The organism is Azospirillum sp. SYSU D00513 (genome assembly GCF_017356015.1).
In the GTDB taxonomy this organism is placed as follows: Bacteria; Pseudomonadota; Alphaproteobacteria; order Azospirillales; family Azospirillaceae; genus Azospirillum.
This window is the reverse complement of sequence record NZ_JAFIQV010000007.1, coordinates 134,385-159,890: the sequence shown is the minus strand read 5'-3', so window position 1 is coordinate 159,890 and position 25,506 is coordinate 134,385. Positions and strand designations below refer to the sequence as shown.

The 25,506-nt window shown below is 67.2% G+C and carries 33 protein-coding genes and 1 pseudogene; 30 read left to right on the top strand and 4 right to left on the bottom strand.

The window, feature by feature from the left end; genetic code table 11:
• Positions 1 to 4: 4 nt before the first annotated feature.
• The 22 genes from rplP to JUB11_RS07715 all read left to right on the top strand — a co-directional run bounded on the left by rplP (position 5) and on the right by JUB11_RS07715 (position 12,899).
• The gene (rplP, locus tag JUB11_RS07820; protein WP_138063024.1) at positions 5 to 430 is read left to right on the top strand and encodes a 50S ribosomal protein L16; all 426 of its coding nucleotides are present in this window, start codon (positions 5 to 7) and stop codon (positions 428 to 430) included.
• A complete protein-coding gene (gene rpmC / locus JUB11_RS07815) occupies positions 427 to 633 on the top strand; it encodes a 50S ribosomal protein L29 (RefSeq protein WP_207457957.1) in 207 nt (68 codons plus the stop codon). Before rplP ends, rpmC begins: the two co-directional genes overlap by 4 nt.
• Positions 634 to 643: 10 nt before the next feature.
• Positions 644 to 898, top strand: coding sequence for a 30S ribosomal protein S17 (gene rpsQ, locus JUB11_RS07810; RefSeq protein WP_207457956.1), 255 nt, complete (start codon positions 644 to 646; stop codon positions 896 to 898).
• 19 nt (positions 899 to 917) lie between these two features.
• Positions 918 to 1,286 carry a 50S ribosomal protein L14 gene (gene rplN, locus JUB11_RS07805; RefSeq protein WP_207457955.1) on the top strand — a complete coding sequence of 123 codons (369 nt, stop codon included), beginning with the start codon at positions 918 to 920 and terminating at the stop codon, positions 1,284 to 1,286.
• The gene (gene rplX, locus JUB11_RS07800) at positions 1,283 to 1,603 is read left to right on the top strand and encodes a 50S ribosomal protein L24 (RefSeq protein ID WP_348771382.1); all 321 of its coding nucleotides are present in this window, start codon (positions 1,283 to 1,285) and stop codon (positions 1,601 to 1,603) included. The genes rplN and rplX overlap by 4 nt, the downstream gene beginning before the upstream one ends.
• Before the next feature lie 8 nt (positions 1,604 to 1,611).
• Positions 1,612 to 2,154, top strand: a complete 543-nt coding sequence (gene rplE / locus JUB11_RS07795) for a 50S ribosomal protein L5 (protein ID WP_207457953.1) — start codon at positions 1,612 to 1,614, stop codon at positions 2,152 to 2,154.
• 15 nt (positions 2,155 to 2,169) lie between these two features.
• Entirely contained in the window at positions 2,170 to 2,475 is a 306-nt protein-coding gene (gene rpsN / locus JUB11_RS07790; RefSeq protein ID WP_207457952.1) for a 30S ribosomal protein S14, read from the top strand.
• Between the two features lie 13 nt (positions 2,476 to 2,488).
• Positions 2,489 to 2,887: a 30S ribosomal protein S8 gene (gene rpsH, locus JUB11_RS07785; RefSeq protein ID WP_207457951.1), complete on the top strand. Its 399-nt coding sequence runs from the start codon at positions 2,489 to 2,491 to the stop codon at positions 2,885 to 2,887.
• Between the two features lie 10 nt (positions 2,888 to 2,897).
• The gene (gene rplF / locus JUB11_RS07780) at positions 2,898 to 3,431 is read left to right on the top strand and encodes a 50S ribosomal protein L6 (protein ID WP_207457950.1); all 534 of its coding nucleotides are present in this window, start codon (positions 2,898 to 2,900) and stop codon (positions 3,429 to 3,431) included.
• Between the two features lie 8 nt (positions 3,432 to 3,439).
• Positions 3,440 to 3,802: a 50S ribosomal protein L18 gene (gene rplR, locus JUB11_RS07775; protein WP_207457949.1), complete on the top strand. Its 363-nt coding sequence runs from the start codon at positions 3,440 to 3,442 to the stop codon at positions 3,800 to 3,802.
• Between the two features lie 12 nt (positions 3,803 to 3,814).
• Complete coding sequence (gene rpsE / locus JUB11_RS07770) at positions 3,815 to 4,390, top strand: 30S ribosomal protein S5 (RefSeq protein WP_207457948.1); 576 nt, start codon at positions 3,815 to 3,817, stop codon at positions 4,388 to 4,390.
• 2 nt (positions 4,391 to 4,392) lie between these two features.
• On the top strand, positions 4,393 to 4,584 hold the full coding sequence (gene rpmD, locus JUB11_RS07765; protein WP_207457947.1) for a 50S ribosomal protein L30: 192 nt from the start codon (positions 4,393 to 4,395) through the stop codon (positions 4,582 to 4,584).
• 4 nt (positions 4,585 to 4,588) lie between these two features.
• A complete protein-coding gene (gene rplO / locus JUB11_RS07760; protein WP_207457946.1) occupies positions 4,589 to 5,074 on the top strand; it encodes a 50S ribosomal protein L15 in 486 nt (161 codons plus the stop codon).
• A 118-nt stretch (positions 5,075 to 5,192) separates the two neighbouring features.
• Positions 5,193 to 6,533, top strand: coding sequence for a preprotein translocase subunit SecY (gene secY / locus JUB11_RS07755; protein ID WP_207457945.1), 1,341 nt, complete (start codon positions 5,193 to 5,195; stop codon positions 6,531 to 6,533).
• Positions 6,533 to 7,180 carry an adenylate kinase gene (locus tag JUB11_RS07750; protein WP_207457944.1) on the top strand — a complete coding sequence of 216 codons (648 nt, stop codon included), beginning with the start codon at positions 6,533 to 6,535 and terminating at the stop codon, positions 7,178 to 7,180. Before secY ends, JUB11_RS07750 begins: the two co-directional genes overlap by 1 nt.
• 242 nt (positions 7,181 to 7,422) lie before the next feature.
• Entirely contained in the window at positions 7,423 to 7,791 is a 369-nt protein-coding gene (rpsM, locus tag JUB11_RS07745; RefSeq protein ID WP_207457943.1) for a 30S ribosomal protein S13, read from the top strand.
• Positions 7,792 to 7,809: 18 nt separating this feature from the next.
• Positions 7,810 to 8,208 carry a 30S ribosomal protein S11 gene (rpsK, locus tag JUB11_RS07740; RefSeq protein WP_012974490.1) on the top strand — a complete coding sequence of 133 codons (399 nt, stop codon included), beginning with the start codon at positions 7,810 to 7,812 and terminating at the stop codon, positions 8,206 to 8,208.
• 138 nt (positions 8,209 to 8,346) lie between these two features.
• Positions 8,347 to 9,363, top strand: a complete 1,017-nt coding sequence (locus JUB11_RS07735; RefSeq protein WP_207457942.1) for a DNA-directed RNA polymerase subunit alpha — start codon at positions 8,347 to 8,349, stop codon at positions 9,361 to 9,363.
• Positions 9,364 to 9,580: 217 nt separating this feature from the next.
• Positions 9,581 to 10,006 (top strand): 50S ribosomal protein L17, encoded by a 426-nt coding sequence (gene rplQ, locus JUB11_RS07730; RefSeq protein WP_207457941.1) that lies wholly within the window; start codon positions 9,581 to 9,583, stop codon positions 10,004 to 10,006.
• Between the two features lie 307 nt (positions 10,007 to 10,313).
• Positions 10,314 to 10,670, top strand: coding sequence for a hypothetical protein (locus JUB11_RS07725; RefSeq protein ID WP_207457940.1), 357 nt, complete (start codon positions 10,314 to 10,316; stop codon positions 10,668 to 10,670).
• 28 nt (positions 10,671 to 10,698) lie between these two features.
• Positions 10,699 to 12,027: a replication-associated recombination protein A gene (locus JUB11_RS07720; RefSeq protein ID WP_207457939.1), complete on the top strand. Its 1,329-nt coding sequence runs from the start codon at positions 10,699 to 10,701 to the stop codon at positions 12,025 to 12,027.
• Positions 12,024 to 12,899, top strand: coding sequence for a hypothetical protein (locus JUB11_RS07715; RefSeq protein WP_207457938.1), 876 nt, complete (start codon positions 12,024 to 12,026; stop codon positions 12,897 to 12,899). Before JUB11_RS07720 ends, JUB11_RS07715 begins: the two co-directional genes overlap by 4 nt.
• On the opposite strand, the gene JUB11_RS07710 is transcribed toward JUB11_RS07715, so the two are convergent.
• Positions 12,896 to 13,486 (bottom strand): cysteine hydrolase family protein, encoded by a 591-nt coding sequence (locus tag JUB11_RS07710; RefSeq protein ID WP_207457937.1) that lies wholly within the window; start codon positions 13,484 to 13,486, stop codon positions 12,896 to 12,898. The genes JUB11_RS07715 and JUB11_RS07710 overlap by 4 nt on opposite strands.
• Before the next feature lie 120 nt (positions 13,487 to 13,606).
• Here JUB11_RS07710 and crcB point away from each other — a divergent pair, with 120 nt between their 5' ends.
• Together crcB and JUB11_RS07700 are read left to right on the top strand one after the other, a co-directional pair.
• Positions 13,607 to 14,011: a fluoride efflux transporter CrcB gene (gene crcB / locus JUB11_RS07705; RefSeq protein ID WP_207457936.1), complete on the top strand. Its 405-nt coding sequence runs from the start codon at positions 13,607 to 13,609 to the stop codon at positions 14,009 to 14,011.
• Positions 14,008 to 15,045: an RluA family pseudouridine synthase gene (locus JUB11_RS07700; protein WP_207457935.1), complete on the top strand. Its 1,038-nt coding sequence runs from the start codon at positions 14,008 to 14,010 to the stop codon at positions 15,043 to 15,045. The genes crcB and JUB11_RS07700 overlap by 4 nt, the downstream gene beginning before the upstream one ends.
• A gap of 217 nt (positions 15,046 to 15,262) precedes the next feature.
• Here the strand turns inward: JUB11_RS07700 and JUB11_RS07695 are convergent, their stop codons facing one another.
• On the bottom strand, positions 15,263 to 16,360 hold the full coding sequence (locus tag JUB11_RS07695) for a type I restriction endonuclease (protein ID WP_207457934.1): 1,098 nt from the start codon (positions 16,358 to 16,360) through the stop codon (positions 15,263 to 15,265).
• A 327-nt stretch (positions 16,361 to 16,687) separates the two neighbouring features.
• Between JUB11_RS07695 and JUB11_RS07690 the strand changes: the two are divergent.
• Both JUB11_RS07690 and JUB11_RS07685 read left to right on the top strand, forming a co-directional pair.
• Positions 16,688 to 17,149 (top strand): annotated as a pseudogene (locus tag JUB11_RS07690) (HAD hydrolase-like protein); the annotation flags it as partial.
• Between the two features lie 190 nt (positions 17,150 to 17,339).
• Positions 17,340 to 18,035, top strand: a complete 696-nt coding sequence (locus JUB11_RS07685; protein WP_207457933.1) for an ATP12 family protein — start codon at positions 17,340 to 17,342, stop codon at positions 18,033 to 18,035.
• Positions 18,036 to 18,125: 90 nt separating this feature from the next.
• Here the strand turns inward: JUB11_RS07685 and JUB11_RS07680 are convergent, their stop codons facing one another.
• Positions 18,126 to 18,794 (bottom strand): PRC-barrel domain-containing protein, encoded by a 669-nt coding sequence (locus JUB11_RS07680; RefSeq protein ID WP_207457932.1) that lies wholly within the window; start codon positions 18,792 to 18,794, stop codon positions 18,126 to 18,128.
• 158 nt (positions 18,795 to 18,952) lie between these two features.
• Positions 18,953 to 19,858 carry a folate-binding protein YgfZ gene (locus JUB11_RS07675; protein WP_207457931.1) on the bottom strand — a complete coding sequence of 302 codons (906 nt, stop codon included), beginning with the start codon at positions 19,856 to 19,858 and terminating at the stop codon, positions 18,953 to 18,955.
• 324 nt (positions 19,859 to 20,182) lie between these two features.
• Between JUB11_RS07675 and JUB11_RS07670 the strand changes: the two genes are divergently transcribed.
• The 4 genes from JUB11_RS07670 to JUB11_RS07655 all read left to right on the top strand — a co-directional run bounded on the left by JUB11_RS07670 (position 20,183) and on the right by JUB11_RS07655 (position 25,447).
• Positions 20,183 to 21,634, top strand: a complete 1,452-nt coding sequence (locus tag JUB11_RS07670) for a mannose-1-phosphate guanylyltransferase/mannose-6-phosphate isomerase (protein ID WP_207457930.1) — start codon at positions 20,183 to 20,185, stop codon at positions 21,632 to 21,634.
• A gap of 232 nt (positions 21,635 to 21,866) precedes the next feature.
• Positions 21,867 to 23,405 carry an ABC transporter ATP-binding protein gene (locus tag JUB11_RS07665; protein WP_247886917.1) on the top strand — a complete coding sequence of 513 codons (1,539 nt, stop codon included), beginning with the start codon at positions 21,867 to 21,869 and terminating at the stop codon, positions 23,403 to 23,405.
• A 36-nt stretch (positions 23,406 to 23,441) separates the two neighbouring features.
• On the top strand, positions 23,442 to 24,521 hold the full coding sequence (locus JUB11_RS07660) for an ABC transporter permease (protein ID WP_207457928.1): 1,080 nt from the start codon (positions 23,442 to 23,444) through the stop codon (positions 24,519 to 24,521).
• Complete coding sequence (locus JUB11_RS07655) at positions 24,518 to 25,447, top strand: ABC transporter permease (protein ID WP_207457927.1); 930 nt, start codon at positions 24,518 to 24,520, stop codon at positions 25,445 to 25,447. Before JUB11_RS07660 ends, JUB11_RS07655 begins: the two co-directional genes overlap by 4 nt.
• The last annotated feature ends 59 nt before the right edge of the window (positions 25,448 to 25,506 follow it).

Sequence of the window (25,506 nt, the reverse complement as noted above, 5' to 3'; positions counted from 1 at the left end):
AGCGATGCTTTCTCCGAAACGTACCAAGTACCGCAAGGCCCACAAGGGCCGGATCCACGGCAACGCCAAGGGCGGCACCGAGCTGAACTTCGGCGCCTTCGGCCTGAAGGCCCTGGAGCCGGAGCGGATCACGGCGCGTCAGATCGAAGCGGCCCGCCGTACGATCACCCGCCACATGAAGCGTCAGGGCCGTGTGTGGATCCGCGTTTTCCCGGATCTGCCGGTCTCCACCAAGCCCGCCGAAGTCCGCATGGGCTCCGGTAAGGGTTCGCCGGAATACTGGGCAGCGCGCGTCCACCCGGGCCGCATCCTGTTCGAGCTGGATGGCGTCCCCTACGACCTGGCGAAGCGTGCGTTCGAACTGGCGGCTGCCAAGCTGCCGATCAAGACCAAGTTCGTGACCCGGCTTGGCGAGGAGGTGGCGGCATGAAGGCCGTAGACATTCGTACCCAGAGCGTGGACGAGCTGAACGATCAGCTCCTCCAGCTCAAGAAGGAGCAGTTCAACCTGCGTTTCCAGCGTGCTTCCGGCCAGCTGGAGAACACGGCGCGGGTGAACACGGTGCGTCGCGACATCGCCCGCATCAAGACGATCCTCGGCGAGCGTTCGCGCTCGACCGAAGCCGGCAAGTAAGGAGAGCACTATGCCTCGCCGCGTTCTGCAAGGCACGGTGGTCAGCGACAAGGGCGATAAGACGATTATCGTCCTCGTCGAGCGCCGCGTGATGCATCCCGTGTACAAGAAGTTCATCCGGCAGTCGAAGAAGTACGCCGCCCACGACGAAGCCAACCGCTTCAAGACGGGTGACGTCGTTTCGATCGTCGAATGCCGTCCGATCTCCAAGCGCAAGCGCTGGGAAGTCGTGATCGAGTCCGCCGCCGTTAGCGGCGCCGCGTGATAACGAAAGGTCTCAATCCATGATCCAGATGCAAACCAACCTGGAAGTCGCCGACAATAGCGGGGCGCGCCGGGTGCAGTGCATCAAGGTGCTGGGCGGGTCCAAGCGGAAGGTTGCGACCGTTGGCGACGTGATCGTCGTCTCGGTCAAGGAGGCCATTCCGCGTGGTCGCGTAAAGAAGGGTGACGTCCATCGCGCCGTCATCGTCCGCACTGCGAAGGAACTGCGCCGCGACGACGGCTCCGCGATCCGGTTCGACCGGAACGCGGCTGTCCTGATCAACAAGCAGGGCGAGCCGATCGGCACCCGTATCTTCGGGCCGGTCACTCGCGAACTTCGCGGCAAGAAGTTCATGAAGATCATCTCGCTGGCGCCGGAGGTGCTGTGATGGCCGCGAAGATCAAGACCAAGGACAAGGTCGTCGTCCTGACCGGTAAGGACAAGGGCAAGACCGGCGAGGTCGTTCGCGTTCTCCCCAGCGAGAACCGCGTGGTTGTCCAGGGCGTGAACGTCGTCAAGCGTCACCAGCGCCCCACCGCCACCTCGCAGGGCGGCATCGTCGAGAAGGAGGCGCCGATTCACGTCTCCAACGTCGCGCATGTCGACCCCACAGACAACAAGCCGACCCGTGTTGGGTTCAAGACCCTCGAGGACGGCCGCAAGGTCCGCGTCTCGAAGCGGTCCGGCGAAGTCATCGACCGGTGAGGGTGGACATGGCTGCTCGTTTGAAAGAAGTCTACGACGCGAAGATCCGCGCCGCTCTGAAGTCGGAATTCGGCTACAAGAACGACCTGGAAGTTCCGCGCCTCGAGAAGATCGTGATCAACATGGGTGTCGGCGAGGCTGTCGCCGACTCCAAGAAGATCCAGCTGGCCGCCGGCGAACTCGCCGCGATCACGGGTCAGAAGCCGGTGATCACCAAGTCTCGCAAGTCGATCGCGCAGTTCAAGCTGCGTGAGGGTATGGCCGTCGGGTGCAAGGTCACGCTTCGCCGTGACCGCATGTACGAGTTCCTCGACCGACTGGTCACGATCGCTCTGCCGCGTGTCCGCGATTTCCGCGGCATCCCCGGCAACAGCTTCGACGGCCGTGGCAACTATGCCATGGGCGTGAAGGAGCAGATCATTTTCCCCGAGATCGATTACGACAAGATCGATCAGATCCGCGGCATGGACATCATTTTCGTGACGTCCGCGAAGACCGACAAGGAAGCCAAGGCGCTCCTCAAGGCCTTCGACATGCCGTTCGTGAGCTGAGGCTGGAGCACCACCATGGCCAAGACCAGTGCCGTCGAGAAGAACAAGCGGCGCATCAAGATGGCGAAGCAATTCGCCGACAAGCGCGCCCGCCTGAAGGCGATCGCCAAGGATCCGTCCGTTTCTCCCGAGGACCAGTTCGCCGCCCGCCTCAAGCTGGCCGAACTGCCGCGCAACTCTTCGAAGGTGCGTGTCCGCAACCGTTGCGAAATGACGGGCCGTCCGCGCGCCTACTATCGCAAGTTCAAGCTTTCGCGCGTCACGCTGCGTGATCTGGCCTCAAACGGCCAGATCCCGGGCATGACGAAGTCGAGCTGGTAAGGAGGGTCGGAAAATGTCTTTGAGCGATCCGCTCGGCGATATGCTGACCCGTATTCGCAACGGTCAGCATGCTCGCATGTCTGTCGTTGTGAGCCCGGCGTCGAAGCTGCGCACCAACGTTCTCGAGGTCCTCAAGCGTGAGGGCTTCATCCGCGGCTATTCCGAGGAGCAGGTCCGTCCGGGCGTGCGCAACCTCAAGATCGAGCTGAAGTATCACGAGGGCGAGCCTGTCATTAAGCAGATCTCGCGCGTGTCCAAGCCCGGTCGCCGTGTCTATTCGAAGATCGCGGACATGCCGCGGGTCTACAACGGCCTGGGCATCTCGATCCTGTCGACGCCTCGCGGCGTCATGTCGGACCTTGAGGCCCGCGCTGCCAATGTTGGCGGCGAAGTCCTCTGCCGCGTGTTCTAAGGAGGCCCCGATGTCACGCATTGGCAAGCATCCGGTGCCGGTCCCGGCGGGCGTTGACGTGAACGTCAGCGGCCAGACGGTTTCGGCCAAGGGCAAGCTGGGCTCGCTCAGCCTGACGGTCATCGATGACATCCTCGCGACTCTCGAGGATGGCAAGGTGGTCGTCGCCCCCAGGAACGACAGCAAGCGCGCCCGCAACATGTGGGCGACCACCCGCACGCTGATCTCGAACATGATCACCGGCGTCAGCACCGGTTACACGGTGAACCTGGAGATCAACGGCGTCGGTTACCGCGCGGCCGTGCAGGGCAAGGAGCTGGTCATGCAGCTCGGCTACAGCCACGACGTGAAGTACCCGATCCCGGAAGGCATCGCGATCAAGTGCGACAAGCCCACCGCGATCTCGGTGTCCGGCTTCGACAAGCAGAAGGTCGGCCAGGTCGCGGCCGAGATCCGCGGTTGGAAGCCGCCCGAGCCCTATAAGGGCAAGGGCATCAAGTACGAGACCGAGACCGTCCTCCGCAAGGAAGGCAAGAAGAAGTAAGGCCCGCCATGCTGAAGCCCAAGCAACTCCACGAGCGGCGCAAGCAGCGCGTCCGCTCCCAGATTGCCAAGAAGGCCGGCGGGCGCGTTCGCCTCTCCGTCTTCCGGTCCAATCTGCACATCTACGCCCAGCTCATCGACGACGTGAACGGGAAGACCCTCGCGTCCGCCTCGTCGCTCGAGAAGGATCTGCGCGAGCAGCTGAAGCACGGCGCCAACGTCGATGCGGCCAAGCGCATCGGCGCCCTGATCGCCGAGCGCGGCAAGGCTGCCGGCGTCTCCGAGGTCGTCTTCGACCGCGGCGGCTATCTTTACCATGGCCGGGTGAAAGCCCTGGCCGACGCCGCCCGCGAGGGCGGGCTGTCGTTCTAAGGAGGTCCGAATATGGCACGTGAACAAGGCGGCCGGGACAACCGTGATCGTCAGCCCCGCGAGCGGGGTGAAGAGAGCGAGCTGATCGAAAAGCTCGTCGGCATCAACCGCGTCGCCAAGGTCGTCAAGGGTGGCCGTCGGTTCGGCTTCGCCGCCCTGGTCGTCGTCGGTGACGGCAAGGGCCGCGTCGGCGTCGGTTCCGGCAAGGCCCGTGAGGTCCCGGAAGCGATCCGCAAGGCCACCGATCAGGCGAAGCGCGGCATGATCCGCGTTCCGCTCCGCGAGGGCCGCACCCTGCACCACGACGTGAACGGCCACTTCGGTGCCGGCCGCGTCGTTCTGCGGGCCGCTCCGGCCGGTACCGGCATCATCGCCGGTGGTCCGATGCGCGCGATCTTCGAAGCCCTTGGCGTGGCGGACGTGGTGACGAAGTCCATCGGCACTTCCAACCCGCACAACATGATCAAGGCGACCTTCGACGCTCTCGGTCAGGTGGTCAGCCCGCGCAGCGTGGCCGCCCGCCGCGGCCGCCGCGTCAGCGACATCCTCGGCAAGCGGGAAGCCGCAGCCGGGGCGCAGGAGGCTTGATCATGGCTGACAAGAAGACCGTCATCGTCACCCAGGTGGGGAGCCCGATCGGGCGCGAGAAGGACCAGCGCGCCACGCTGGTCGGCCTGGGCCTGAACAAGCTGCACCGGACGCGCGAGCTGGAGGACACCCCGGCGGTCCGCGGCATGATTGCCAAGGTCGCGCATCTGGTCCGCGTCGAGAACGAGGGCTGATGCCATGAAGCTGAACGAACTCCGGGACAATCCCGGCGCCCGCAAGGAGCGCACCCGCGTCGGCCGTGGTATCGGTTCCGGCAAGGGCAAGACCGGCGGCCGCGGCGTGAAGGGTCAGACCTCGCGCACGGGCGTCTCGATCAATGGCTTTGAAGGCGGCCAGATGCCCCTTCACCGCCGCCTTCCGAAGCGCGGTTTCCGCAACATCTTCGCGAAGGAATACACGGTGGTGAATCTGGGCCTGATCCAGAAGGCCATCGACGCGGGCAAGCTCGACGCCGGTCAGACGATCGACGCCGAGGCCCTGCGGAACGCCGGCGTGTGCGGCAAGATCATGAAGGACGGCGTCCGCCTGCTGGGCAAGGGCGCCATCACCTCCAAGGTCAGCTTCACGGTCGCCGGTGCGTCCAAGTCGGCGGTCGAGGCCGTGGAGAAGGCGGGTGGCAGCGTCACGCTGACCGGCCCCGCCGCCGCCGAAGCCGCCGAGTGACCGGAACGCCCGTCCTCGCGGGCGGGCGTCTTCGGAGCGTAAACGAAGCGAAATTGCGATGGGGCGGCCCGCGTCAGCGGTGCCGCCCCGTTTGCACGTAGGGGCGAGGATACGACCCATGGCATCAGCGGCCGAACAGCTTGCCGCGAATATCAATTTCGGCACCTTCGCGAAAGCCACCGAGCTGAAGAAGCGGATCTGGTTCACGCTCGGGGCGCTGATCATCTTCCGGCTGGGCACCTACATCCCGGTTCCCGGCATCGACCCGCGCGTCCTGAACGAGGTGTTCCAGCAGCAGGGCAGCGGCATCCTGGGCATGTTCGACATGTTCGCCGGTGGCGCGCTCAGCCGCATGACCATCTTCGCGCTGAACATCATGCCGTACATCTCGGCCTCCATCATCGTTCAGCTGCTGACCGCGGTGTCGCCGCAGCTCGAGACCTTGAAGAAGGAAGGCGAGTCGGGACGCAAGAAGCTCAACCAGTACACCCGCTACGGCACGGTGCTCCTCGCGACGGTGCAGGCCTGGGGCCTAGCCATCGGCATGGAGGCCATGAGCGGGGCTTCGGGTCCCGCGGTCGTCGAGCCGGGGATGTTCTTCCGCATCGCCACGGTGATCACGCTGGTCGGCGGCACCATGTTCCTGATGTGGCTGGGCGAACAGATCACCGCCCGCGGCATCGGCAACGGCATCTCGCTGATCATTTTCGCCGGCATCGTCGCCGAGCTGCCGCGCGCTCTGGTGAGCACGCTGGAGTTGGGCCGCACCGGTGCCCTGTCCGCGCTCTTCATCATCTTCCTGCTGGTGATGGCTGCGGCCGTGGTGTTCTTCATCGTCTTCATGGAGCGCGCGCAGCGCCGGCTTCTGGTGCAGTATCCCAAGCGCCAGGTCGGCAACCGCGTGTTCGGCGGCGAGGCCTCGCATCTGCCGCTGAAGATCAACACCGCGGGCGTCATCCCGCCGATCTTCGCGTCCTCGCTCCTGCTGCTGCCTCTGACCGCCGTCGGCTTCGCCGGCAACGGCGGCCCGGAATGGCTGCGCACGGCCTCCGCCTATCTCGCGCACGGCACCTTGCTCTACATGGTGCTCTATGCCGCGATGATCGTGTTCTTCAGCTTCTTCTACACGGCCATCGTCTTCAACCCGGCCGAGACGGCGGACAACCTCCGCAAGAACGGCGGCTTCCTGCCGGGCGTGCGGCCGGGCAAGAACACGGCCGACTTCATCGACTACACGCTGACCCGCCTCACGGTGATCGGGTCGGCCTATATGGTCGCAGTCTGCCTCCTGCCGGAAATCCTGATTTCCCAGCACTCCGTTCCGTTCTATTTTGGCGGCACGAGTCTGCTGATCGTGGTCACGGTGACGATGGACACGGTCGCGCAGATTCACTCCCATCTGCTGGCGCACCAGTATGAGGGGCTGATCAAAAGAGCGAAGCTGCGGGGGAAAAAATAATGAATCTGATACTGCTCGGGCCTCCGGGCGCCGGCAAGGGCACGCAGGCCCGTCGCCTGGAAGAGAGCCGCGGCCTGGTCCAGCTCTCCACCGGCGACATGCTGCGCGCCCTGGTCGCCGAAGGCGGGCCTCTCGGTCAGCAGGCCAAAGACATAATGGCCGCCGGCAAGCTCATGCCGGACAGCCTGATGGTCGAGATGATCGGCGAGCGTATCTCCAAGCCGGACGTGTCGAAGGGGTTCATCCTCGACGGTTTCCCGCGCACGGTCGCGCAGGCCACGGCGCTGGACACCATGCTGTCGGAAAAGGGTCTGAAGCTCGACCATGTGATCGAGATGCAGGTCGTTGACGACATCCTGGTGGACCGCATCACCGGCCGCTACACCTGCGCCAAGTGCGGCAAGGGCTATCACGACCGGTTCGAGCAGCCGAAGGTTCAGGGCGTCTGCGACGCGTGCGGCTCCACGGAGTTCAAGCGCCGCGCCGACGACAAGGCCGAGACGGTCAGCACCCGACTCGAACAGTACCATCAGCAGACCGCGCCGATTCTTCCCTATTACCGGGACCGCGGCGTGCTGAAGTCGGTGGACGGCATGGCCGACATCGACGAGGTCACCCGCCAGATCGAGGCGGTCCTGGCCGGCTGAGGCCGGGATCGTTGCTGCGGAACCGGCATCCCGGCCTTCGGTGGAGGGCAGGGGATTGTGGTTTACTGTTTCGGTGACACATCTGGTTGACAAGGGCGCGCAACGTCATATACTGCGCGCCCTTGGACCCTTTCGGGGTCCAAACGAATTCCTATATCCTGGCTCCTCCACCTCTGAGCCGGGTCGTGTTGGTCGAGAGCAGCCCCGGAAGGGGCAGCAGAGAGAATCTGAGGAGAGCAGGCGTGGCGCGTATTGCTGGCGTCAACATTCCCACGCAGAAGCGCGTGGAGATCGCGTTGACCTACATTCATGGTATCGGTCCGTCGAAGGCCAAGGAAATCTGCGGCAAGCTGAGCATCCCGGTGGAACGCCGGGTGAACCAGCTGACCGACGACGAGGTCCTTCGGATCCGCGAGACCATCGACAGCGACTATTCGGTCGAGGGTGACCTCCGCCGTTCGGTCGCGATGAACATCAAGCGTCTGATGGACATGGCGTCCTACCGTGGCCTGCGTCACCGTAAGGGCCTGCCGGTCCACGGTCAGCGCACCCACACCAACGCCCGCACCCGCAAGGGTCCGGCGAAGCCGATCGCCGGCAAGAAGAAGTAAGACAGAGGATTACCTTCCATGGCTAAGCCTTCCGCTGCTTCGCAGCGTCTGCGTCGTCGTGAGCGCAAGAACATCACCGCCGGCGTCGCCCACGTGAACGCCTCGTTCAACAACACGATGATCACCATCACCGACGCGCAGGGCAACACCATCGCCTGGTCGTCCTCGGGCACGATGGGCTTCAAGGGCTCGCGCAAGTCGACCCCCTATGCCGCCCAGGTGGCTGCCGAGGATGCCGGCCGGAAGGCGCAGGAACACGGCATGAAGACCCTCGAGGTTGAGGTGAAGGGTCCGGGTTCGGGGCGTGAGTCGGCACTGCGCGCCCTGCAGTCGATCGGCTTCCAGATCACCTCGATCCGCGACGTCACGCCGATCCCGCACAACGGCGTTCGCCCGCCGAAGAAGCGCCGCGTCTAAAGGTCTCTCTGTTTCTCCGCTGCTGCGGGGACCGACCGTTCCGGGAAAGGCGGCCGCCAGCCATCGCGGCCACCCCAGCATGGGAACGGAGTTCGGTCCCCGCAGTCGTGCGTCCACCCGATGGCAAGAGGTGTTTCCGTGCTCCAGAAGAACTGGCAGGAACTGATTAAGCCGAACAAGCTCGACATCCAGCCGGGCGACGACGCCGACCGTCAGGCGACGGTCGTTGCCGAACCGCTCGAGCGGGGCTTCGGCCTGACCCTCGGCAACGCGCTGCGCCGCGTTCTGCTCTCCTCGCTGCAGGGTGCGGCCGTCACGTCGATCCAGATCGACGGCGTTCTGCACGAGTTCTCGTCCATCCCCGGCGTCCGCGAGGATGTGACCGACATCGTCCTGAACATCAAGACGATGGGTCTGCGCATGGGCGGCGAAGGCCCCAAGCGCATGCGCCTGCGCGCGGAAGGGCCGGGCGAGGTCAAGGCCGGCATGATCGAATCCGGCGCCGACATCCAGGTCATGGACCCGGACCTGGTCATCTGCACGCTGGACGCCGGCGCGCGGCTGAATATGGAACTGACGGTCGAGAGCGGGAAGGGCTACGTCCCGGCCAGCCAGAACCGTCCGGAAGACGCGCCGATCGGCCTGATCCCGGTCGATGCGCTGTTCTCCCCGGTCCGCAAGGTGTCCTACAAGGTCGACAACGCCCGCGTCGGGCAGGTCACCGACTATGACCGCCTGACCATGGTGCTGGAGACCAACGGTTCGGTGAAGCCGGACGATGCCGTGGCGCTCGCCGCCCGCATCCTGCAGGACCAGCTGCAGCTCTTCATCAACTTCGAGGAGCCGACGCACGCCGTCTCCGAGGAGAAGCACGAGGAGGTTCCGTTCAACAAGAACCTGCTCCGCAAGGTGGACGAGCTGGAGCTGTCGGTCCGTTCGGCCAACTGCCTCAAGAACGACAACATCGTCTACATCGGCGACCTCGTGCAGAAGACGGAGGCGGAAATGCTCCGCACCCCGAACTTCGGCCGCAAGTCGCTGAACGAGATCAAGGAAGTGCTGGCCCAGATGGGTCTGCACCTCGGCATGGAAATCCCGAACTGGCCGCCCGAGAACATCGAGGAACTGGCCAAGCGTCTGGAAGAGCCGTATTGATCTTCGCCTGACGATCCGTGTATGACACGGGCGCGTTCCGACCGGGGCCGAAAGGCCCCGGTCTTTTTATGAGAGCCGGTTTCGGGCGCTCGCTGCTTTCAGGACCGGATCGGTCCGCCTCCGTCCGTACCAGTCTCCTCCGTCACGCGCGGCGGCCTGGGCGGCGGGGTTCACCATCGGCTCCCCGAGGGGGGCCAAGCCATGCAGGAGGACCAAAATGCGTCACGGCGTATCTGGACGTAAACTGAGCAAGACCACCAGCCACCGTAAGGCCATGTTCTCCAACATGGCGAACGCGCTGATCAAGCACGAGCAGATCAAGACGACCCTGCCGAAGGCCAAGGAGCTGCGTCCGATCGTCGAGCGTCTGATCACGCTCGGCAAGAAGGGTGGCCTCGCCAACCGCCGTCTCGCCTTCGCGCAGCTGCGCGACGACGCGATGGTGACGAAGCTCTTCACCGCCGTCGCCGACCGCTACAAGGACCGCCAGGGTGGCTACACCCGCGTCCTGAAGGCCGGTTTCCGCTACGGCGACGCGGCCCCGATGGGCGTGATCGAGCTGGTGGACCGCGACGTCGATGCGAAGGGCCAGGACTCCGGTCCGGTCCAGATCAACGACGAAGACACCGACCAGGCCGCCTGAGTGCGGTTTCCGACCGGCCGGGCCTGAAAGGGCCGGGCCGGCGGTCGGGTCAAAAGGAGCCCTTCTTCCGGAGCGATCCGGGGGAAGGGCTTTTTTCTTGGGCTTTTCTTGAGCGCGGCCGTTCCTTTCGGGAGTTTCAGGGCGGCGGAGCCGTGGATCAATCCCATGTGGGTCCTGTTCCGCTCTTCGTGTCTGTCGTACCTTGTTCCGGACCGTCCGGCATGCCGGCGGGAAGCCTCGCGCCTCGGGCGCGGGTGCGCCACCATGGGCCACGGCCCGCGCGTCACGTACAGGAGCCCTAGCCGAGATGTTTCGTCGGATCACCCTTGTTTCCCTGCTGCTGCTGGCCGTTTCGGCCTGCGCGGATGCTCCGGCGCGCCCCGCGGCCTCCGGCGTCGAGGCGCAGCCGCGCACCGTGCAGTCGGTGCCCCAATCCACCCCGCGTCCGGGCGACGATTCGCCGCTCCTGAATGACCACTCCGGTGGCAACCAGCAATCCTGCCAGCGGCAGTGCGAGCGCACCTTCAACATTTGCGGCGATTCGGTCGCGGCGCGGTCGCAGAGCGGCGACGACAGCCCGGACCGCCCGGGCCTGTTCTCGCCGATCAACAACTGCCGCGACGAGATGCAGCGCTGCCTGCGCCGCTGCGGCTCGCCGAACTGACGGCCGTGTAGGGCCGGGGGAGCGCGGCATGGCGCGCATGGGCGACGCGGGTGCGGGTCTGTTCGACGGGGAGGCCCCGCGCCCCTTGGCCGACCGGCTGCGGCCGCGCGGCCTGGGCGAAGTGGTCGGGCAGGAGCATTTGCTGAAGCCCGAGGGGCCGCTCGGCCGGATGGTCGCGGCCCGCCGTCTTGCCTCCATGATCCTGTGGGGGCCGCCGGGCTGCGGCAAGACGACCATCGCCCGCCTGCTCGCCCAATCGACCGAGCTGCATTTCGAACCCCTGTCCGCCGTCTTCAGCGGCGTCGCCGACCTGCGCAAGATCTTCGAGGCGGCGCGAGGCCGGCGGACGGCGGGGCAGGGCACGCTGCTCTTCATCGACGAGATCCACCGCTTCAACCGCGCCCAGCAGGACGGCTTCCTCCCCTATGTGGAGGACGGCACTGTCACGCTGGTCGGGGCGACGACCGAGAACCCCTCCTTCGAACTGAACGCGGCTCTCCTGTCGCGTGCCCAGGTCTTCGTGCTGAACCGGCTGGACGACGCGGCGCTGGAGCGGCTGCTGGCGCGGGCAGAGGAGGTGACGGAACGCGCGCTGCCGCTGGACGCTGATGCCCGCGCCGCGCTGAAGGCCATGGCCGACGGCGACGGCCGTTTCCTGCTGAACCTGTGCGAGGAGCTGTTCGCCCTTCCGTCCCCGGGGGAGGGTGGAACGGTGCTCGACACCAACGCCCTGACGGCGACGGTCCAGCGCCGCGCCCCCGTCTACGACAAGGCGCAGGAGGGGCACTACAACCTCATCAGCGCGCTTCACAAGTCTCTGCGGGGCTCCGACACCGACGCCGGTCTCTATTGGCTCGCCCGCATGCTGGCGGGCGGCGAGGACCCCCGCTTCATCGCCCGGCGCCTGACGCGCTTCGCGGTGGAGGATGTGGGCATGGCCGATCCCGGCGCCCTGACCCAGTCCATCGCCGCCTGGGAAGCCTATGAGCGGCTCGGCAGCCCGGAGGGGGAGCTGGCCCTCGCGCAGCTCGTCATCTATCTCGGCACCGCGCCCAAGTCGAACGCCGGCTACAACGCCTACAAGGGCGCCATGCGCGCGGCGAAGGAGACGGGCTCGCTCATGCCGCCAAAGCACATCCTGAACGCGCCGACGAAGCTGATGAAGCAGATCGGCTATGGCGCGGGCTACGAGTACGACCATGATTCGGCCGACGGCTTCAGCGGCCAGAACTATTTTCCCGACGGCATGCCGCGCCGCCGTTTCTACGATCCGGTCGAGCGCGGCTTCGAGCGGGAGATCCGCAAGCGGCTGGATTATTGGGCGAAGCTGCGCGAGCGGCGGGCCGCCGAGACGTGACGCCTTCCTTCCCCCGCTTCGTCGCCATCGACTGGTCGGGCGCCCGGGGCAAGCGCTACGCGGGCGTGGCCGTGGCGGAATGCGGGCCGGGCAACGAAGCACCCCGGATCGTGCCGGGGCCGGGCGGTTGGTGGTCGCGGACGGCGGTGCATGACTGGCTGCTGGAGTTGCTGGGGCGTGGGCCGGCTCTGGTCGGGATCGACTGCGCCTTCTCGCTGCCCTTCGCGGTCGCCGCGCGCTATTTCGCCGATCCCGACGCTGCGACCGCCTTCGACCTGTGGGACCGGGTGGAGGAGGTCGCCTCCGTTGAGCCGGACTTCGCGGGCGGCGCCTTCGCCGAGCATCCCGACTATGGGCGCGACTTCTGGCGCGCCGGCCTCCAGCCGGACTGGTATCGGGATCCGCACCGCCTGACCGAACGGGTCTGCCGCGCCGATGGCTACGGCAGCCCGCAGAGCCCCTACAAGCTGATCGGCTCCAAGCAGGTGGGGAAGGGCGCCCTCGCCGGCATGCGCATGCTGCGCGCCCTGAGGGCGGCGGCACCGGACCGCGTGGCGGTCTGGCCATTCGAGGCGCCCGGAGCGGATGGTGCGCTGTTCCTGGAGATCTACCCGCGCCTGTTCCTGAAGCGCGCGGGCTTCGGCCTGCGCAAGATCCGCAGCGCCTCCGACATCGACGCCGCTCTCGGCTTTCTCGGATCGCGCCCGGCGGGGTTGGGTGCGTCGGTCAGCGACCATGACGCCGACGCCCTGGTCTCCGCCGCCGGGCTGCGGTGGCTGGCCTCCCGCCCCGAGGTCTGGTCGCCCCCGGCCATGGACGAGAACGCCCGCAGGCGCGAGGGGTGGATCTTCGGGGTCGGCGACCGGGATTAAGCGGTCGGGTCCGAGAGCGCCGACAGCACCGCCGCCGTGTCCGTCACCGTCGCGTATTCGCCGTCCATGTTGGCGAGCGACAGGTCGTGCACCTCCGCCGCCGTCCGCATCCGTCCGGAGAAATCGGGCCGTGCGAAGGTGAAGCAGGCGTCCGCGGCCAGATAGGTCTGGAAGCCGAGATTGCCGGCCATGCGCACGGTGGCCTCGACGCTGTTGTTGGTGATGACGCCGGCCACCACCAGCGTGCCGATTCCCGCCGCGCGCAGCCGGGCCTCCAGGTCCGTGCGGATGAAGGCGCTGTTCGCCGTCATCGGCACGACCGTCTCGCCGGGCTGCGGCATGGCCTCCGGCTTGAAGGCGTGGCCGGGCGTGCCGGGCCGGTAGCTGGAGGCGGGCTCCGTCGAATCGTGCCGTATGTGGAAGAGCGGGCGCCCCTCGCGTCGCCATGCGGCGAGCAGGGCGGCGACCCTGGCCTCGGCATCCGGGTTGTTGCGCGGGCCGTGCCGCGCCCAGCGCGGGTCGTCGATGGCCCGTTGCAGATCGACCAGGAGGAGGGCGGCGTTTCGAGGGAGGGTCGGCGCGGTCATGGCGCCAGCATGGCACGGGGGCGGAAGGCTCGCCAGCCATGCTCCGCCGTTCCCTCCATTCGCGTGACAATCCCGGCTTTTTCTGGCTCTAATCCCGCCCGAAACCATGCCGGAGGCCCCGTGTCCGCACCGCCCGCCACACTCCTCGCCGTCGCCGCCGGCGGTGCGGTCGGATCGGTGGCCCGTTACCTGGCGGCCGCGGCGGTCGGGCAATGGCTCGGCACGCGCTTCCCCTTCGGCACGCTGGCCGTGAACGTCCTCGGATGCTTCACGATGGGCGTGCTGTCGGAGACGGCCCTGCGGGTCTGGGAGCCGGGGCCGGAGCTTCGCGCCTTCCTGCTCGTCGGCCTGCTCGGCGGTTTCACGACCTTTTCGTCCTTCTCCCTGGACGTCGGGACCCTGGTCGGCCGGAACGAACTCCTGCCGGCGATGGGTTATGTTTTGGCCTCGGTGGTGTTGACCATACTGGGCTTCTTTGCCGGCCTCGCGGCCGTGCGCTTCCTTTCAGCGGTGTCCGTGTCATGACTGCTTCCGATTCGACCTCCTCCTCCTCCCAGCGCGCCGGCAGCATCGTCACCCGGACCGTCGAACGCGACGAGGCCGACGTCCGGCTCGACCGCTGGTTCAAGCGCCACTACCCGGACGTGACGCACGGCCACCTTCAGCGCCTGCTGCGCACCGGTCAGGTGCGGGTGGACGGCAAGCGGGCGGAGGCCAACTCGCGCCTCAGCCCCGGCCAGCAGATCCGCATCCCGCCGCTCGGCCACGCCGCACCGGTCGAGGAGATGCTGCGCCCGGCACCGAAGAAGCCAGCCATCTCCGACAAGGACGCCGCCGCCCTCCAGGCCATGGTGCTGTTCCGGGACGATGACGTGATCGCCATCAACAAGCCGGCGGGCCTCGCCGTGCAGGGCGGCACGGGCACGACCAAGCATCTGGACGCCATGCTCGACGTTCTGCGCTTCGACGGGAAGGAGCGGCCGAAGCTGGTCCACCGGCTCGACAAGGACACGTCCGGCGTGCTGCTGCTCGCCCGCACGACCTTTGCCGCCAGCCGCCTGACGGAGATGTTCCGCGGCAAGGACGTGAAGAAGATCTACTGGGCGGTCACCGTCGGCGTGCCCAAGCCCTACCAGGGCAAGATCGACCTGGCGCTCGCCAAGGAAGGCGGGCCGGGCGGCGAGCGCGTGGCCGGCGACGACGACGACGGCAAGCGGGCGCTGACCTATTTCAGCGTGCTGGAGAACGCCGGCAAGCAGGCGGCCTTCGTCGCCATGTGGCCGCGCACCGGCCGCACCCACCAGCTCCGCGTCCACATGGCCGCCATCGGCACGCCGATTCTCGGCGACGGCAAATACGCGGGTCAGGGCGCCATCATCCCCGGCGCCGAAGTGCCCAAGAAGCTGCACCTCCACGCCCGCCGCCTGATCCTGCCGCACCCCCGCGGCAACAAGACCATCGACGTCACCGCCCCTCTGCCGGACCACATGCTGCAGACCTGGAAATACATGGACTTCAGCGCCAACCTCCGCGAAGACCCGTTCGTGGACGTGGAATGAGGTAGCACTCCAAAGGGCGGTCTGCCGCCTCGGCGATAAAATGGCGCCGAGGCTATCTCCTCCCGCTTGCGAGAATGCCGTCAGGCTCGGTACGTCAGATGGACACCCCCGCCGACTGTGGGCTTTTACGAAGAGTGCGGCGGTGTAGCGGGGTGCCTACACCGCCAGCACGACTCGATATCAGTAGGCGTTTGGCCGCGCCTTATCTGAGCAAATTTCAGCTGGACACTTTCTCCGAGTAGGATGCCGCAGTTTGCCGCAGACGTTCGGCAAACCCGTAGATGTCATCAACGCTATCAATCTTGATACGCTCTTCCTGTTTGTCCGCAGTGAACAGGCTGATGTACTTGACCGTCTTCGCGTTGAAGTGCAGGCGGGCAAGCGGCTTTCTGTTGCTGTCGTCTATAATAATGGCGCAATATCTTTGTGCGTCCCGCATTGTGACCCGATCCGCTTTGATCTCTGAGCGGACAATGGCCTTTATGATGTGGTAGGCCTCGATTTCCTCGGGAGTGGTCACAACACCTTCTTCCCCGCCGCTGCTATCCGCACTGACTGGCTCGATCACAGAAACGGCTGGCGGTGTTGGCCAGTTGGTCGTGCCGACTTCCAAAGCCGTGGCGAGTCTCCGGTCGATCATGTCGCGGATGGCGTCCTTGATCGCAACGGCCACCAGCGGGGCGAATTCCTCTTTGACCTTCTGAATGAACCGCCCCTCATAAACGCGGGCGACCATCATCCTGACGAGTTCTTCGGACGGGTTATCGAATTCCTTGATCAGCTCAGCCTTTATAGCGGAGCTGTATTTCAAGTTGCTCGCTGTCGAAAGGATTGTATCCAGATCGAACATGTCGATAGCAAACTTCTGGAGTTCGGCAACGTCGTCGGGGCGATGGTCCAGAATGTTGAATTGAAAGAACGGCCTCTGATCCATTTTGTTCGGCTCGTCCAAGTCCGAATAGAACCAGTAGTCAATTCCATTGGTCAGGATGGCGAAACGGGCATCCGTGACAGAGAAATAGCGATAGAGTTGGGACATATGGCTAACGGCAAGATTGGCGCCGCAGCCCTTGCACTCCACCAGCATGGAAATTTTGCCGTTGAGCTTGATGGCGTAATCGACCTTTTCGCCCTTCTTCACACCCACATCGGCCGTGAACTCCGGTACAACGATGTCGGGATCGAACACGTCGTAACCAAGGGCGCTGAGGAACGGCATGACGAAAGCATTTTTGCATGCTTCTTCAGTCAGGACGCTTGCCCGCTGCTTTTCGATACGACCACCAAGTGTCTTGATCTTATCGGCCAGTTCCACGCCACACCCCCGCATGTGTATTTAGGTGCGCATTGCTCACGCTTGAGCGCAACGCATGCGGGTAAAAATACCGCAGGGCCAAGGGGGAAGTCACGTTCCCTCAGCGTTCAGCAACCTGCCTGGAGCGAGGACTCCATTCGCACTCTGCGGGGGTCGGTGGGTCTCCGAGCTTCGCTTCCTTACGTGACGCCTTTCTCATCCGCGCTGTTGAGTGAAGCCAAGCCAGCGGCTAGGTTGAAACGATCCTGTTGACCAGAGCCAACTCGGAGCGGGCGTTTGCCACCTAACTCTTTGAAACTCGCCCTCTTCGACTGCGACGGCACGCTGGTGGACAGGCAGTTCGCCATCATTGAGGCCATGACCACGGCCTGGGCGGAGCATGGGCTGGGGGAGCCCAGCGCCATGGCGGTGCGGGGGCTGGTCGGGTTGCCGCTGGTCGAGGCGGTGGCGCGGCTGCTGCCGGGGGCGGACGCAAACCTGCATGAGCGGGTGGCGGAGAGCTACAAAGCGGCCTTCGCGGCGCAGCGGCAGCGCGGCGACCTGCACGAGCCGCTGTTCCCGGGCATCCGCGAGGTGCTGGACGCGCTCGACGGCGCCAACGTGCTGCTCGGCGTCGCCACGGGGAAGTCGCGGCGGGGGCTGCTGGCGGTGCTGGAGCGGCACGGGCTGCGGGACCGCTTCGTCACCTTGCAGACCAGCGACATCGGCCCCGGCAAGCCGCATCCGGACATGGTGCTGCGCGCGCTGGCGGAAACCGGCGCGGACGCCGACGACACGGTTGTGATCGGCGACACGACATACGACATACAGATGGCGCGCAGCGCGCGGGTCTGGTCGGTCGGGGTGTCCTGGGGCTATCCGCGGTTCCCGACCTGGAGAAGGCCGGGGCCGACCGCATCGTCCACAACGGGCCGGAGGCCGCGAGGGCGATGCTGGAGCTGCTGCGCGTGGGTGAGACTGTTTCTGCCAAGGGTGCCGAATGAAGCGTTTTTACAAGGCCGTCTCGGTCGAGGCCGTGGACGGCGGGTTCGATGTGCGCCTCGACGGCCGCCCGATCCGCAGCCCGGCCAAGGCCCCGCTGGTGATCCCGTCGGAGCCTCTGGCGCGGGGCATCGCCGCGGAGTGGGAGGCCCAGGGCGACGACATCAAGCCGAGCGACATGCCGCTGATGCAGCTCGCCAGCACGGCGGTGGACCTGATCGGCAAGGGGCGGGCGCAGATCGTGGACGGAGTCGTCGGCTATGCCGGCACCGACCTGCTCTGCTACCGCGCCGAACACCCGCAGCCGCTGGTGGACCGCCAGGCACGGCTGTGGCAGCCGCTGCTGGACTGGGCGACGCTGCGCTACGACGCGCCGCTGCAGGTCTGCGCCGGGCTGATGCCGAAGCCCCAGCCGGAACACGCCATCCGCGCCCTGCGGGCGGCGGTGGAGGAAATGGACGACTGGACCCTCTCCGCCTTCCAGACGGCGACGGGGGCCTGCGGCTCGCTGGTCGTGGCGCTCGCCCTGTTCGAGGGGCGCATCGACGCCGAGGAGGCCTTCGAGGTCTCGCAGCTTGATGAGACCTTCCAGATCGAGCAGTGGGGCGAGGACGCCGAGGCGACCAAGCGCCGCGCCAACCTGCGCGCGGACATCGCCTCCTGCCGTCGCTTCGTGGACCTGCTGCGCGCCTGACGCCACGGGCCGTTTGACAGGAGCCGGCGCACGAAAAAGCCCCCGCGGATCGCTCCGCGGGGGCTTTCCGTCTTACGTCGGTCCGAGCGGTTACTGGCCGCTGGTGCCGCCGTTGACGTTGTTGGAGCCGGTGGCGGGGCCGCCCATCGGGGTGGCGGTCGTACCCGTACCGGTCGCCGGGGCCGGGGCGTTCATCGTGTCCGGCTTGTTGGCCTTGGCGTCGCCCTTGTCGCCGCGGTTCAGCGAGGTCATGCTGTCGTTGTACTCGAACTCCGGCATCGACTCGACGTCCTGCTGGGTCATGCCGGTGATGTCCACGCGCCCCTCCTCGGCGTTCAGCTTCGCCTGGGAGACGTCGATGGCGATTTGCTTGGCGCCGATCCCGAGGAAGCCGCCGGACGACACCACGAGCTGCTGCGGCTGGCCGTCCGTGCCGAGGATGACGTCCTCGACTTCGCCGATCTTCTCGTCGTTCGCGCCGTAGACGGTCTTGCCCATCATCTCCTCGGCGCTGGCGCTCATCGACGAGCTGTCCATCGAGGTGGAAGAGGAGGTGGAGGCGCCGCTCTGGGCCTGGTCGCCGGTCATGCCGGTGCTGGTGCCGGTGGCGTTCGAGGTGCCGGCGCCGTTCTGCGTGGTCATGCCCGCGGCATCGGAAGTGCCGCCGGGCGAACTGGTGTCCGTCGAGGAAGTCTGAGCGAATGCCGCACCAGTCATGAGGGCAAACGCCGACACGGCCGCGATAAGTTCCTTCCGCATGATCGACTCCTTGTTTTATGGCGGGGGCGTGTTGTTCTCACGCCCTTGCTTGTCTTGCTGACAAAGTTATTAACGCCTGAGGAAGTCGATTAATCCCATACCGGGCCGCCATCATTCGGGGCAACCCCTTCGATGGTGGTTTCCGATATGTCAGAAACTTAAAAACTGGCCCAATCCGGCTTGCGAGCCGTTACCTTTGTTTCACCGGCCAGCAGCTTTGACTTGTCCGTTTCCGCGCGGGCCGCCTCCTCGAGCCGCAGCAGGGCCAGCGCCTGCCCGTCGCGGCCGCTGCGGATCTCCCCGACCTCGCGCCCGTCCAGCGTCACCGGGGTGCCCGGCTCGGGCAACGGGCCGTCGAGCGTCACGGGGAACAGCTTCTTCTTGATCAGGGCCCGGTATTTGGTGCGCGCCGTCAGCTCCTGGCCCATGTAGCAGCCCTTGTCCCAGGAAATGGCGTTCAGATCGTCCAGCCCGTTCTCCAGCGCGATGGCCTTCTCGGGCACGAGATCGCGGCTGCCGTCCGGAACGCCGAGCGACAGCCGCAGCCGGTCGTAATCCGCCGCGTCCTGCACCGCCAGTCCGGCTCCCTCCAGCGCCGCCGCCGCACCTTCGGCCGGCAGGATCGCCCGCGCCCCAAGGGCGGGCAGGCGCGGGTCGGTGAAGACGATTCCGCCGCCGAAGGGGCGGGCGGCGCCGGCCTCTGCCGGCAGGCCCAGCCGGTCCAGGGCACCCTGGCCGAAGACCGCCGCGACGGCGAAGGTCCCGGCCCGGTCCTCAAGCGCGACCTTGGAGCGCAGCTTGTACATGCGCAGACGGCGCAGCAGGTCCTCGCGTCGCGCCGCCTCAACGTCCAGAAGGATGGCGCCCTCATGCTCGGCCAGCAGGAAATCGTGCATGTACTTGCCCTGCGGCGTCAGGAACAGGCTGTAGAGCGCCCGTTCCCCGGAGGCGCGGCGCATGTCGTTGGACACCAGCCCTTGCAGGAAGGTGGCGCGGTCCTCGCCGCTCACCGCCAGAACGCCCCGGTCCCCCAGAATCGCGTACCCCGCCCGACCGTCCGTCATGCCGTCCTCCAGAACCCGTGGGGCAAAAACCACATGGCGCGGGCCGCATGAACGCGCCCGCGCTTAGCCGATAGTTGGGCGGGAAGCTTGGGCAAGACAAGACCGCCCGCGGCGGCGGGGCGGGGCCAGCGGGCAGGGCAGGGATGCACCGCGACAGAAGGGGCAGGGGCCTAACCCGTAGGGCGTCCGCCCGCGCTTGCGCCCTTGCAGGGTTGGTAAACCCATTCCTGCTCTTTTCTCCTCACGCCGAAAGAGGCATCGTGCGGCCATGCCCGAGTCGGACGACGGCCCGGGCCGATCACCCGTTCCGAGGACCGTCCGCGCATGAGCACCCTTCCCGTTTCCCGCAATTCCGCCGGAAAAATCGTTCCCGTCCTGCTGTCGGGCGGGACGGGCTCCCGGCTCTGGCCGCTGTCGCGGGAACTCTACCCGAAGCAGCTCCTGGCGCTTTGCTCGGACCGGTCGATGCTTCAGGACACCGCGACGCGCGTCACCGACGCCGACCGGTTCGCCGCCCCGCTGGTGATCTGCAACCAGGAGCACCGCTTCATCATCGCCGAGCAGATGCGCCAGAGCGGCATCCGCCCCGGCGCCATCCTGCTGGAGCCGGTCGGCCGCAACACCGCCGCCGCCTGCGCCGTGGCCGCCCTGACGGCGGTCCGCGAGGATGAGGACGCGCTGCTGCTCGTGCTGCCCGCCGACCATCTCGTGCGCGACCTGCCGGCCTTCGGCGCGGCGGTGGACCGCGCCGCCGAGGCGGCGGCCAAGGGCCTGCTGGTGACCTTCGGCATCACCCCGACGGCACCCGAGACGGGCTATGGCTACATTCGGCGCGGCGCGCCGCTCGACGCGGTGGACGGCGCCTTCCGCGTCGCCGAGTTCGTCGAAAAGCCGGCGCGGCGCACCGCCGAGAGCTATGTGGCGAGCGGCGACTACGCCTGGAACAGCGGCATGTTCCTGTTCCCCGCCGCCGCCATGCTGGCGGAGCTGGAGCGGCACGCGCCCGAGGTGCTGGAGGGCGCCCGCGCGGCGCTGGACCGGGCCGCGCGCGATCTCGACTTCCTCCGTCTGGACGAATCGGCCTTTGCCGCCATCCCCTCCATCTCCATCGACTACGCGTTGATGGAGCGCACCGATTCGGCCGTGGTGGTCCCCTGCGACCTGGGCTGGACCGACGTCGGCTCCTGGTCGGCCCTGTGGGACGTCGGGACCAAGGACCTGAACGGCAACGTCGCGCTCGGCGACGTGATGACGGAGGACGCCCGGAACTGCTACGTCAACAGCGATGGGCACCTGACGGCGCTGGTCGGGGTCGAGGACGTGGTGGTGGTCGTCACCGACGACGCGGTGCTGGTCGCCGGCCGCGACAAGGCGCAGGACGTGAAGCTGGTGGTCGAGCGGCTCAAGAAGGAGGGCCGTCCGGAGCCGCTGAACCACCGCAAGGTCCATCGCCCCTGGGGTTCCTACCAGTCCGTGCACTCGGGCGCGCGCTTCCAGGTCAAGAACCTGACCGTCCTGCCCGGCGCCCGCCTGTCGCTGCAACGCCACCATCACCGCGCCGAACATTGGGTGGTGGTGCAGGGGACGGCGCTGGTCACGCGCGGCGAGGAGCAGGTCCACGTCTACGAGAACCAGTCCATCTACATCCCCATGGGCACCGTCCACCGGCTGGAGAATCCCGGCAAGGTGCCGCTCCAGCTCATCGAGGTGCAGTCCGGCTCCTACCTGGGCGAGGACGACATCGTGCGTATCGAGGACAATTACGGCCGCGGCTGAACCCGGCGGGAATTCTGCGGCAGGAATGGGCAATTGCCCAGGGAACGGGCGGACCGTTCGGCTATTGACGGCTGTAGCGCCCTAAGCGCTACTCTGTCCGGACGTGGCATGGCTTTGGCATGTCCGGCACCACCCGTCTGAATTGGATCCGCCCTCCTTGGATTCCCCATCCCCGTTCCCGCCGGCCTCCCAGCCGTCCCCGCCGCCCCGCTCCTCCGCGCCCCGCCTCGTCCTGCGGGGCGTCACGAAGCGCTTCCCGGGCTGTCTCGCCAACGACTCGGTCGACCTCGTGCTGCAGCCGGGCGAGATCCACGCGCTGCTGGGCGAGAACGGCGCCGGCAAGTCGACGCTGGTGAAGATCATCTACGGCGTCCTGCACGCCGACTCCGGCTCCCTGCTCTGGGAGGGGGAGGAGGTGACGGTCGCCGATCCCGCCGCCGCCCGGCGGCTGGGAATCGGCATGGTCTTCCAGCATTTCTCGCTCTTCGACACGCTGACGGTCACGGAGAACATCTCCCTCGGCCTCGACAATCCGGGGCCGATGAAGGATCTGGCCGAGCGGGTGCGCGCGGTGTCGGAGCGCTACGGGCTGGCGCTCGACCCCGGCCGCCATGTCCACAGCCTGTCGGTCGGCGAGCGGCAGCGCGTGGAGATCGTGCGCTGCCTTCTCCAGAACCCGAAGCTCCTGATCATGGACGAGCCGACCTCCGTGCTGACGCCGCAGGAGGTGGAGAAGCTGTTCGAGACCCTGCGCCGGCTGGCGGCGGAGGGCTGCACCATCCTCTACATCAGCCACAAGCTGGAGGAGATCCGCAGCCTGTGCGACCGCGCCACCGTGCTGCGCGGCGGCCGGGTGGTCGGCGCGTGCGACCCGCGCCGGGAAACCGCGCGTGGCCTCGCCGAGATGATGATCGGCACCGAGCTGGCAGCACCCGTGCGCCCGCCGCAGGCCGCACCCGGTGCGGCACGGCTCCAGGTCCGGGGCCTCTCAACCCGCTCGGCCGATCCCTTCGCCACCAACCTGAAGGACATCGGCTTCGAGGTGCGGGCCGGCGAGATCCTGGGCATCGCCGGGGTCGCCGGCAACGGCCAGGCGGAGCTGATGGCGGCGCTGAGCGGCGAGGAACCGTCCGCCGACCCGGACGCCGTGCGCATCGACGGCACGCCCGCCGGGCGGCTGGGGCCGAAGCAGCGGCGCCGGCTCGGCCTCGCCTTCGTGCCGGAGGAGCGTCTGGGCCGCGGCGCTGTGCCGGAGATGAGCCTCGCCGACAACGCGCTGCTGTCGGGATACGCGCGCGAGCCGCTGGTGAGCGGCGGCATGGTCCGGCACGGGCGCGCCCGCGCCTACGCCGACCGGATCATCGGCGCCTTCAACGTGGTCGCGCGCGGCCATGGCGCGGAGGCGCGGTCCCTGTCCGGCGGCAACCTCCAGAAATTCATCATCGGCCGCGAGATCCTGCAACGGCCGGGGCTGCTGGTCGTCGGCCAGCCGACCTGGGGCGTGGACGCGGGTGCGGCGGCCGCCATCCACAAGGCTCTGATCGAGCTGGCGCGCGGCGGGGCCGCCGTGCTGGTCATCAGCCAGGACCTGGACGAGCTGTTCGTGCTGAGCGACCGCATCGCGGTCCTGTTCCACGGCCGGCTGTCGGACAGCCGCCCGGCCCAGGAGACCAGCGTGGAGGAGATCGGGCTGCTGATGGGCGGCATGTTCGGGAACGGGTCGGACGGCGGCGAGGCCGCCGGCAACGGGGAGACGGCGCGTGCGGTGTGAGTTCGGCCGGTTCGAGGATGGGCAAGGGTGTGACGAATGAGCCTCTTTCGGCTTGAACCGCGCGGCGAGGCGTCCAAGACGATGCTCTACGCGACGCCGCTGCTGGCGGTGGCGCTGACGCTCGCCAGCGGCTTTCTTCTTTTCCTGGCGCTGGGCTTCGACCCGGTGCGGGCGCTGCACGCCTTCTTCGTGGCGCCGGTCAGCAGCCTGCGCGGCCTGGGCGAGCTGGCTCTGAAGGCGACGCCGCTGGTGCTCTGCGCCATCGGCCTGTCCATCGGCTTCCGCGCCAACGTCTGGAACATCGGGGCGGAGGGGCAGCTGACACTCGGCGCCATCGCGGGCGGCGGCGTGGCGCTGGCCTTCTATGGGGAGGGGGCCGGCTGGTGGCTGCTGCCGCTGATGATGCTGGCGGGCATCGCCGGCGGCATGCTGTGGGCGGCGATCCCCGCCTTCCTGCGGGTCCGCTTCAACGCCAGCGAGATCCTGACCAGCCTGATGCTGACCTACGTGGCGCTCCTGCTGCTGAACTACATGGTGAACGGGCCCTACCGTGACCCGGACGGCTTCGCCTTCCCCGAATCGCGCCTGTTCGAGGAGGCCGCGACGCTGCCCATCCTGATCGCGGGCACCCGCGTGCATCTGGGGGCGCTCTTCGCGCTGCTGGCGGTGGCGGGCGGCTGGGTGCTGATGGCCCGCACCTTCATCGGCTTCCAGATCAAGGTCATCGGGCTGACGCCGCAGGCCGCCGGCTACGCCGGCTTCAGCCAGAAGCGCATCATCTGGCTGTGCATGCTGCTGTCGGGCGGGCTGGCCGGGCTGGCCGGGGTCGGCGAGATCGCCGGACCCATCGGCCAGATCACGCCGAGCATCTCGCCGGGCTACGGCTTCACCGCGATCATCGTCGCCTTCCTCGGGCGGCTGCACCCGCTGGGCATCCTGCTGGCCGGGCTGCTGATGGCGCTGTCCTTCATCGGCGGCGAGGCGGCGCAGATCGAACTCAGCCTGCCGAAGGCGATCACCGGGGTGTTCCAGGGCATGCTTCTGTTCTTCCTGCTCGCCACCGACGTGCTCATCCGATACCGCGTGCGGTTCGGCGCCCGGAGGGCCGCGGCATGACCGAACTGGCTCTCCTGGGACCGATCCTCGCCGCCATGATGACGGCGGCCACGCCGCTGCTCTTCGCGGCGCTGGGCGAACTGGTGGTCGAGAAGTCCGGCGTCCTCAACCTCGGCGTCGAGGGCATGATGCTGGTGGGGGCCGTCTGCGGCTTCGCGGCCGCCGTGACCACCGGCAGCTCGACCGTCGGCTTCATCGGCGGTGCGGCGGCGGGGGCGGCGGTGTCCGCCGTGTTCGGCGTGCTGGTGCTGTTCCTGCTCGCCAACCAGGTGGCGACCGGCCTGGCCCTGACGCTGTTCGGCATCGGCCTGTCGGCCCTGATCGGGCAGGGCTTCGTCGGCATCCCGCTGGCCGACCTGCCGGAGCTGAACGTTCCCGGCCTCACCGACCTGCCGGTGATCGGCAAGGCGCTGTTCGGGCAGGACGCGCTGGTCTATCTGGCGCTGTTCATGGTGCCGGCCGTGCACTGGTTCCTGTTCCACACGCGCGCCGGGCTGAAGCTGCGCGCGGTGGGCGAGAACCAGTCCGCCGCCCACGCGCTGGGCTACAAGGTGATCGGCATCCGCTTCCTGGCCGTGCTGTTCGGCGGCGCCATGAGCGGCATGGCCGGGGCCTACCTGTCGCTCTCCTACACGCCGATGTGGGCGGAAGGGCTGACGGGCGGACGCGGCTGGATCGCGGTGGCGCTGGTCGTCTTCGCGACCTGGAAGCCGGCCCGCGTGCTGGTCGGCGCCTGGCTCTTCGGCGGCGTCACCATCGCCCAGCTCCACATCCAGGGCCTCGGGATCGAGGTCCCGTCGCAGCTCTTGTCCATGTTGCCGTATATAGCTACGGTCGTAGTCCTGGTGGTGATATCGCGGGACGTGGCCCGCATCCGCCTGAACGCGCCGGCCAGCCTCGGCAAGGTCTTCCATCCGGACGCCTGAGGCCGGGAACGGCGCGCGGCGGTCCTTCACGCATCATCGATGCGAACATCTTCGAGCGA

Excerpts from the sequence above, each read along its gene's own strand:
- rplP (WP_138063024.1), top strand. The coding sequence starts at position 5 with ATGCTTTCTCCGAAACGTACCAAGTACCGCAAGGCCCACAAGGGCCGG.
- rpmC (WP_207457957.1), top strand. The coding sequence starts at position 427 with ATGAAGGCCGTAGACATTCGTACCCAGAGCGTGGACGAGCTGAACGAT.
- rpsQ (WP_207457956.1), top strand. The coding sequence starts at position 644 with ATGCCTCGCCGCGTTCTGCAAGGCACGGTGGTCAGCGACAAGGGCGAT.
- rplN (WP_207457955.1), top strand. The coding sequence starts at position 918 with ATGATCCAGATGCAAACCAACCTGGAAGTCGCCGACAATAGCGGGGCG.
- rplE (WP_207457953.1), top strand. The coding sequence starts at position 1,612 with ATGGCTGCTCGTTTGAAAGAAGTCTACGACGCGAAGATCCGCGCCGCT.
- rpsN (WP_207457952.1), top strand. The coding sequence starts at position 2,170 with ATGGCCAAGACCAGTGCCGTCGAGAAGAACAAGCGGCGCATCAAGATG.
- rpsH (WP_207457951.1), top strand. The coding sequence starts at position 2,489 with ATGTCTTTGAGCGATCCGCTCGGCGATATGCTGACCCGTATTCGCAAC.
- rplF (WP_207457950.1), top strand. The coding sequence starts at position 2,898 with ATGTCACGCATTGGCAAGCATCCGGTGCCGGTCCCGGCGGGCGTTGAC.
- rplR (WP_207457949.1), top strand. The coding sequence starts at position 3,440 with ATGCTGAAGCCCAAGCAACTCCACGAGCGGCGCAAGCAGCGCGTCCGC.
- rpsE (WP_207457948.1), top strand. The coding sequence starts at position 3,815 with ATGGCACGTGAACAAGGCGGCCGGGACAACCGTGATCGTCAGCCCCGC.
- rpmD (WP_207457947.1), top strand. The coding sequence starts at position 4,393 with ATGGCTGACAAGAAGACCGTCATCGTCACCCAGGTGGGGAGCCCGATC.
- rplO (WP_207457946.1), top strand. The coding sequence starts at position 4,589 with ATGAAGCTGAACGAACTCCGGGACAATCCCGGCGCCCGCAAGGAGCGC.
- secY (WP_207457945.1), top strand. The coding sequence starts at position 5,193 with ATGGCATCAGCGGCCGAACAGCTTGCCGCGAATATCAATTTCGGCACC.
- JUB11_RS07750 (WP_207457944.1), top strand. The coding sequence starts at position 6,533 with ATGAATCTGATACTGCTCGGGCCTCCGGGCGCCGGCAAGGGCACGCAG.
- rpsK (WP_012974490.1), top strand. The coding sequence starts at position 7,810 with ATGGCTAAGCCTTCCGCTGCTTCGCAGCGTCTGCGTCGTCGTGAGCGC.
- rplQ (WP_207457941.1), top strand. The coding sequence starts at position 9,581 with ATGCGTCACGGCGTATCTGGACGTAAACTGAGCAAGACCACCAGCCAC.
- JUB11_RS07725 (WP_207457940.1), top strand. The coding sequence starts at position 10,314 with ATGTTTCGTCGGATCACCCTTGTTTCCCTGCTGCTGCTGGCCGTTTCG.
- JUB11_RS07720 (WP_207457939.1), top strand. The coding sequence starts at position 10,699 with ATGGCGCGCATGGGCGACGCGGGTGCGGGTCTGTTCGACGGGGAGGCC.
- JUB11_RS07710 (WP_207457937.1), bottom strand. The coding sequence starts at position 13,486 with ATGACCGCGCCGACCCTCCCTCGAAACGCCGCCCTCCTCCTGGTCGAT.
- JUB11_RS07700 (WP_207457935.1), top strand. The coding sequence starts at position 14,008 with ATGACTGCTTCCGATTCGACCTCCTCCTCCTCCCAGCGCGCCGGCAGC.
- JUB11_RS07685 (WP_207457933.1), top strand. The coding sequence starts at position 17,340 with ATGAAGCGTTTTTACAAGGCCGTCTCGGTCGAGGCCGTGGACGGCGGG.
- JUB11_RS07680 (WP_207457932.1), bottom strand. The coding sequence starts at position 18,794 with ATGCGGAAGGAACTTATCGCGGCCGTGTCGGCGTTTGCCCTCATGACT.
- JUB11_RS07675 (WP_207457931.1), bottom strand. The coding sequence starts at position 19,858 with ATGACGGACGGTCGGGCGGGGTACGCGATTCTGGGGGACCGGGGCGTT.
- JUB11_RS07670 (WP_207457930.1), top strand. The coding sequence starts at position 20,183 with ATGAGCACCCTTCCCGTTTCCCGCAATTCCGCCGGAAAAATCGTTCCC.
- JUB11_RS07660 (WP_207457928.1), top strand. The coding sequence starts at position 23,442 with ATGAGCCTCTTTCGGCTTGAACCGCGCGGCGAGGCGTCCAAGACGATG.
- JUB11_RS07655 (WP_207457927.1), top strand. The coding sequence starts at position 24,518 with ATGACCGAACTGGCTCTCCTGGGACCGATCCTCGCCGCCATGATGACG.